Source organism: uncultured Clostridium sp., assembly GCF_937920395.1.
Taxonomy (GTDB): Bacteria; Bacillota; Clostridia; order Clostridiales; family Clostridiaceae; genus Clostridium_AD.
The window spans coordinates 1-6,616 of the sequence record NZ_CALEVF010000337.1; the positions used below are offsets into that span (position 1 = coordinate 1).

A 6,616-nucleotide genomic window follows, 5' to 3' on the forward strand; every position below is an offset into this window, starting at 1 on the left:
TTATATTTTACCTAGATGAATTTCCAAATTTAGGACGTTTTGATGATTATGAAAAGTTTTTAGCAACTTGTAGAGGGTACGGAATCGCTTGTTGTACTGTTTTGCAAAACATAACACAGTTACAAGATAAATATGGTAAAGAACAGGCAGAATCAATATTAGGAAATTGCGGTGTTAAATTATGTTTAGGAAATGTGAATGATACAACCGCAGAGTATTTTTCAAGACTAGCGGGAAAATCCACTGTAAAGGTAGATACTGGCTCAAATTCACTATCAAGTGGAGAAAGAGGTTCAAGTTCAGCTTCTAAAAGTTATTCCTATACCGCTAGAAATCTTATAAATGCAGATGAAATACTCACAATGAATCCTGACGATTCTATTTGTATTATAACTGGCAAATATCCAATAAGATTAAAGAAAACAAAACAGTTTGAACTATTTCCTAACATAACTAAAGACTACAGAGTAAGTCAAAAAGATTATAAAACTGTAGTATCAGAAAAAAAACAAGAAGAATTTAAAGAAGTAAAAAAAATAGATGAAAGCACAAAAGAGATTAAAGGATTAAAACCCAACTTAGCAGTAGAAATTGAGGAAAACCAAGAATCATCTGAAACAAAAGAAACAGAAGCACCTGACGAAATATTTGAAACGGTAGAAACAGAAGAACCTGATTTAGCATTTGAAACAGAAGAAAAAATTGAAATTAATAGTGATGATGATACTAAAGGTTTCTTTTCACAAATAAATAATTCAAATGAAGAATAGGAGGAAATTATGGATATAGGAGCTTCGATAAACAAATATTTTTTAAGTTCTATAAACCAAGTATTACAGACCGCTGGAAATTTTATTTCAAAAATACTTTTTGATCCAAAGGAAATGCCAGATTTTTTTAAAAAAGTATATCTAGTTTTTCTCGGAATAGGTGTAACAGTAATGGCATGTATTATAGCATTTAAAATAGTTCAGTATATGGTAGATGTAAGTAATGACCAAACACAAGCAACCATATGGGAAATAATCACTAGAACTGTTAAAGCTTCTTTTATGATAGTTGCTGCTCCAACATTATTATTATTAATAATAGGGAAAGTAGTTTATCCTTTAGGAACATATATATTTAAAGAAGTTGCTAGGGATTTAGCGGTTTCAACAAGTAAGTATATATTAAGTATGGGAGGTTTATTTTCACAAGCAAATAGTTTTGTACTTATATTAATGACTTTATTTATAACGATAGCGGTAGTGTGCTTTTTCTTTAAAATGTGTATATATCATGCAGATCTAATTCTATTACAAATGTTATCTGTTTGGGCTGCAATAAGCATGTGTGCAGATGATAACAATTATATGAGTGTTTGGTGGAGAGAGGTATTAAGCCAAATAACAACAATATTGGTACAAACTCTTTTAATGGCTGGAGTTACAACAATTTTAGCAAGTAAATTTGAATGGTATAACTTGATGCTATTAATCGGATTTTGTTGCTTATTAATAAAAGGTCCAAGTGTACTAAGATCTATGTGGTATACAACAGGAAGTGGAAAGACGGCTATGTCAGCCGGAAAACTTGCGACTAGGAAACTAATGTTAAAAGGTGGTATTTAAACATGAAAAAATCAATTAAGAAAAGATTCAATACACTAATCTTACTAGCAATAACAAGTACAATTTTTTTGTCTCTTGTAGGGTGTGGAGGTTTTAATGAGGATAATGCAAAAAAAGAAAGCCGAATAGTTTTAGATAAGTTTTTGAAAGTATCTGTTAATAAAACATTTATAGCTAATGATACTGAAATGGGCAAGATAAGAAATTACACCAATAATATTGGCAAAATATATTTTACAAATGATTTTATAAATGATACTAAAAATACACTTGCACCTAATAGCTATGGGATTACACCTCAAGTATTTTATTTAAGTGACAGTTTAGGAAAAGTACAGTTTTATAATAACTATAAGATAGATAGTCCAACAGTAGACAAAGCAAATGAAACAGTAACTTATGAATTAGAAAGTAATGAGGTTGGAGTTGCTCCTACTACGGATGTGTTAATTGAAATGAAAAAAGATAACGGAAATTGGAAATTAAATAAAATGCATCAACATTAAAAGGAATTTTAAATAACACCAAATGACATATAGGGTATGTTTTTACCCTATATGTCATGCGGTAGCATGTTTACATATAATTATCAGTAAAAATAAAATGGAGGGTTGATTAAATGAATATTGAAGAAAGAAAAGGAATTGTCACACAAATTATTGATAAAGAAACTGTAAAAGTAAGTGTAATAAATGAGGAACAGCCGAGGATAGTAAAAGGTACTGATTTTTATATTAAAGAATTAAAAGATATATTTGAGAATGAGGAAAATGAAAGCGAGGGAATCGTTCTTGTTAAATTTAACAACAAAACTAACACAATAATTGAAACCATTGAGGAAGGTGATTTTTAAATTATGGCATATGTAAAAAAAACTAGAGAAGAAAAAGAAACAGAAGTAAAAGCATTAATAGAAAATACCGAAAAAAAGATTAGTCAATATTTTGAAAGTCCTGAAAACATTAAAGAATATCTATCATTCATGTCTAAATTTTATAATTACAGTTTAAATAATAGTATATTAATTGATAATCAATTTAGCGGAGCAGTTGGTGTTGGCTCATATGCATTTTGGAAACAAAAGGGTTTTAAAATCAACAAAGGAGAAAAGGGAATAAAGATATTAGTACCGCAAATAGGTACAGATAATTTTAGAAATGAAAAAGGGGAAATAAAGTCAGTCGATAAAGCAACTAAAGAGGAAAATCTAAAGATAAAAAATAAAGAGTTTGAAGTTAAAAAAGGTAGAATACATTTTGGACAAGGTTACATTTTTGATGTTTCCCAAACTAATGCAAAGGCACAAGATTTACCCAATATATTTCCTAATAAGTGGCTTGAAGGTTCTATTAAAAATTATAGTGATTTATATAAAGGAATGGAGAAAATAGCAAAGAATATAGGTGTAAAAATAGTAGAACCTAATCAAGAAATGGGAGTTGCAAAAGGCGTAAGTTATACAACTTTAAAAGAAATCGCGTTAAACCCAAGAAATACCGAATTACAAAATGTTAAAACATTGCTACATGAATTAACTCATGCAAAATTGCATACTATGGAAAAACTCAATAAATATCAAACACATGAAAAAGAATTTCAAGCAGAATTAATCGCTTATACTGTTTGTTCTCATTTTGGAATTGATACAAGCGAATATTCGTTAAAATATATACACGATTGGACTGAGGGTAGAACATTAAAAGATAAAAAAGAGTTACTAAGGGAAGTAAGAGAAACATCAATTGAGTACATAGAAACTTTGGAAGAGGTATTAATAAATAAAAAAGAAATACAAGAACCTGTTAAAGAAGAAATATATAAAACAACAGAAGTTAGTAAAATTGATAACACAAAAGAAAAGTTCCATATCTATCAATTTAATAATGAGCCTGAAAAATGTTTTCTAGGACAGAAAGTTGATAATACAATTAAAAAGTTGGGAGCAATCGCAACTTTGGGATTAGTTAAAACACAATTTAAAGAATTTAAGGAATTTGAAAAAAACAATACTAATACATTAACCAAAGGTAAAACGGAAATACAAGAAAAGGTAACAATGCTAGTTCAAGAATTAAAATTATAAGAGTAGGGGGAAGGAAAACATGAAAAAAGTTATAATTGCAGAAAAACCAAGTTTGGCTATGAATATAATAAAAGCATTAAGCACTAAAGAAAAATTTGATAAACAAAACGGATATTTTGAAAGTAAAAGTTATATTGTAAGTTTTGCATATGGTCACTTATTTGGATTAAAAGATATTCAAGACTATATCGGAATAGAGGGAAAAAAGTGGAGTTTAGATATCTTACCTTTTACTCCTGAAAAATTTGAATTTAAACTTTCATCAAACAGTGGAGTAAAACAACAATACAATATTCTTACAAGTCTTGTAAAAAGAGATGATGTAAATGAAATTATAAGTTGTGGTGATGCTGACCGCGAGGGGGAAATAATTATAAGATTAATTCTAAGCAATATTTTTGAGAAAAACAATATAACAAAAGAAATATCTAGATTATGGCTACCAGAGCAAACAGAACAATCAATACTAAATGGTATGGAAAACTTAAAATCAGATAGTGAATATGATAACCTCGCAAATGAAGGGTATGCTAGAACTTATATGGATTGGTTATTAGGCATAAACTTAACTAGAGATATAAGTTTAAAGGCAAACATAAAGTTGCCCGTAGGGCGTGTAATTATCCCTATTGTAAAGGCTGTGTACGATAGAGATATGGCAATAAAGAATTTTAAAGCTGAAAAGTATTATCAAGTTGAAAGTAATGAAGAAACTAACGGTGAAAAAATAAGATTAGTAGTTAAGGATTCAATCTTTAAAGAAATGAATGAAGCTAAAGAATTAGCAGCAAAATTAAATAATAATAAAGCTATAGTTGTTAATTTAGAAACCAACGAAGTAAAGAAACAACCAAGTAAATTATTTTCATTAAGTACATTACAAAATTTCCTTAGTAAAAAATATAAATACACGTTAAAAGAAAGTTTAGATGTAATACAAAAACTATATGAGAAAGGATTCGTTACATACCCTCGAACAAATTCAGAGTATTTGGCAGAAGGAGAAAAAGACAAAGTAAAATCATTAATAAAAGTATTGGATGCAGATAGTAGTTTTTTGGAATTCAAACATAAAAAAAGTATTTTTGATAATAGTAAAATTGAAAGTCATTCAGCCTTAACACCAACAGTTAAAACTTCTGGTGTTAATGAACTAATGGGAAAAGAAATTGAAGTATATACAACTATTAAAAATAGATTTATATCAAATTTTTTAATAGAAGAAACTTTAATTGACCGTACCATAATGACTATAAAAGTTGGAGATTTAACATTTGAATTAAAAGGTGAGGTAATAAAACAAGAAGGATTCTTAAAATATGAACCTATAGCCTGTAAAGAAAACACATTACCTAAAGTAAATATAAATGATGAAATAAATATAAAATTTGAAGCTATTGAGAAGAAAACAATAGTACCTAAAAAAATGGATACAATAATGTTAAGTAACTATTTAAAAAACCCATTCAAAGCAGAGTTAAAAGATGATGAAGAAATGGAAACTGATTATAAAGAAATGTTTGAGGGTGTAGAGATTGGAACAGAAGCAACAAGAACTGGAATAATAGAAAAATGCAAAAAGTATGAGTATATTACAGAGAAAAAAACCAGTTTATCTGTTGAACCAACTGGAATAAGATTAATTAAAACATTAGATAAATTAAATATAAATCTTTATAAAGAAAAAACAGTTGAATTTTCAAAGAATCTTAAAAAAGTATATAGAAATGAAATGGATATTAAAAGTTGTGTAGATGAAGTATTAAAAGAATTAAAAGAAATAATAAAAAATGGCGAACATATAAAAATAGAAAGAGTTATGCAAAAGAAAGAAATTATAGGCAAATGTCCTCGGTGTGGAAAAAATATATTTGAAAGTAAAAAGAATTTTTATTGTGAAGGTTTTGTTGATAATCCAAGATGTGATTTTGTAATTTGGAAAACAGATAAGTTCTTTGTAGATAAAGAAAAAACATTAACTAAAACAATGGTAAAGGGATTTTTAAGTGGCAAAAGTGTAAAAGTAAAAGGATTAAAGAAAAAAGATGGTTCAGGAAAATATGATGCAAACATTAATATTATAGAAAAAGAATTTAAAGGTAAAAAATATGTTAATTTCAATATGAGTTTTAATTAATAATATAGTTAAATGTAGGCTTTACAAGGCATTCCGTAGTAAACACATTGATTTCTTTTAAGAGAATCAATGCATTTACTGCGGCTTATTTTTTTGTTTTTTTTAAGGAATCAATCTTTTTATATAGAATTACTAAAGTATTACAATAATAATACGAGGCGTTTTATGATAAAAGCAAACAAAAATTATTAATAATTATATCAACCATACAAGATAATAAATTTCGTAGGAAAAGAGGAATTATTAGTAGTTGAGAAAGAGTATGAAGTTCATAATCGGGCAGATAAAAGATAGTGAATTAATTAAAGTACAAATAATTCATATATGCTGATGCGATAAATAAAAAAATACAAAGGTAATCAGGAAAGAGGACTAACCTAATTACCTTTGTATTTTAAAATTAAAGTAATATCATATTACTATAATTTTAACTAAATATCAATTATTGTAAAGCAAAAATCATGCATAAAACACTGTATATTCTCAATTAGACACCATTTATGCATTAAAATAGAGACTTATTGCATATTAAAAGAACATGAATGAGGGTATAGGCTAGTTATATAAGGTAACACAACGTAGTGAAATTATTTTTTCACGACATTTGTATTTCTGTATTTCTTATTCAACTTTAAAATAGTAATTAATTAAATTGTATAAATCATATAGAAATTTTCTGTACACTTTTTAAAATTTTAGCATGTTGTAAATATATTTGTTTTATTATAATTTTGTTAGCTTGAGGCTCAGTTATGGTTCCATTATCTACAAGATATGTAAAAG

General features: G+C 27.3%; 6 protein-coding genes. All 6 read left to right on the forward strand.

Annotation, left to right across the window (positions count from 1 at the left end; all coding sequences use genetic code 11):
- On the forward strand, positions 1-770 hold a 770-nt coding region (locus Q0649_RS20385; RefSeq protein WP_298846177.1), incomplete at its 5' end, for a type IV secretory system conjugative DNA transfer family protein.
- A gap of 9 nt (positions 771-779) precedes the next feature.
- The gene (locus Q0649_RS20390) at positions 780-1,613 is read left to right on the forward strand and encodes a conjugal transfer protein TrbL family protein (protein ID WP_298846180.1); all 834 of its coding nucleotides are present in this window, start codon (positions 780-782) and stop codon (positions 1,611-1,613) included.
- Between the two features lie 2 nt (positions 1,614-1,615).
- The gene (locus Q0649_RS20395; protein WP_298846183.1) at positions 1,616-2,119 is read left to right on the forward strand and encodes a hypothetical protein; all 504 of its coding nucleotides are present in this window, start codon (positions 1,616-1,618) and stop codon (positions 2,117-2,119) included.
- A gap of 113 nt (positions 2,120-2,232) precedes the next feature.
- Entirely contained in the window at positions 2,233-2,466 is a 234-nt protein-coding gene (locus Q0649_RS20400) for a hypothetical protein (RefSeq protein ID WP_298846186.1), read from the forward strand.
- A gap of 3 nt (positions 2,467-2,469) precedes the next feature.
- Positions 2,470-3,696, forward strand: coding sequence for an ImmA/IrrE family metallo-endopeptidase (locus Q0649_RS20405; RefSeq protein WP_298846188.1), 1,227 nt, complete (start codon positions 2,470-2,472; stop codon positions 3,694-3,696).
- 19 nt (positions 3,697-3,715) lie between these two features.
- A complete protein-coding gene (locus Q0649_RS20410; protein WP_298846191.1) occupies positions 3,716-5,833 on the forward strand; it encodes a DNA topoisomerase in 2,118 nt (705 codons plus the stop codon).
- The last annotated feature ends 783 nt before the right edge of the window (positions 5,834-6,616 follow it).

Bases quoted from the DNA above. Each gene is read 5' to 3' on its own strand.
- Q0649_RS20405 (WP_298846188.1), top strand. From the start codon at position 2,470: ATGGCATATGTAAAAAAAACTAGAGAAGAAAAAGAAACAGAAGTAAAA.
- Q0649_RS20410 (WP_298846191.1), top strand. From the start codon at position 3,716: ATGAAAAAAGTTATAATTGCAGAAAAACCAAGTTTGGCTATGAATATA.
- Q0649_RS20400 (WP_298846186.1), top strand. From the start codon at position 2,233: ATGAATATTGAAGAAAGAAAAGGAATTGTCACACAAATTATTGATAAA.
- Q0649_RS20395 (WP_298846183.1), top strand. From the start codon at position 1,616: ATGAAAAAATCAATTAAGAAAAGATTCAATACACTAATCTTACTAGCA.
- Q0649_RS20390 (WP_298846180.1), top strand. From the start codon at position 780: ATGGATATAGGAGCTTCGATAAACAAATATTTTTTAAGTTCTATAAAC.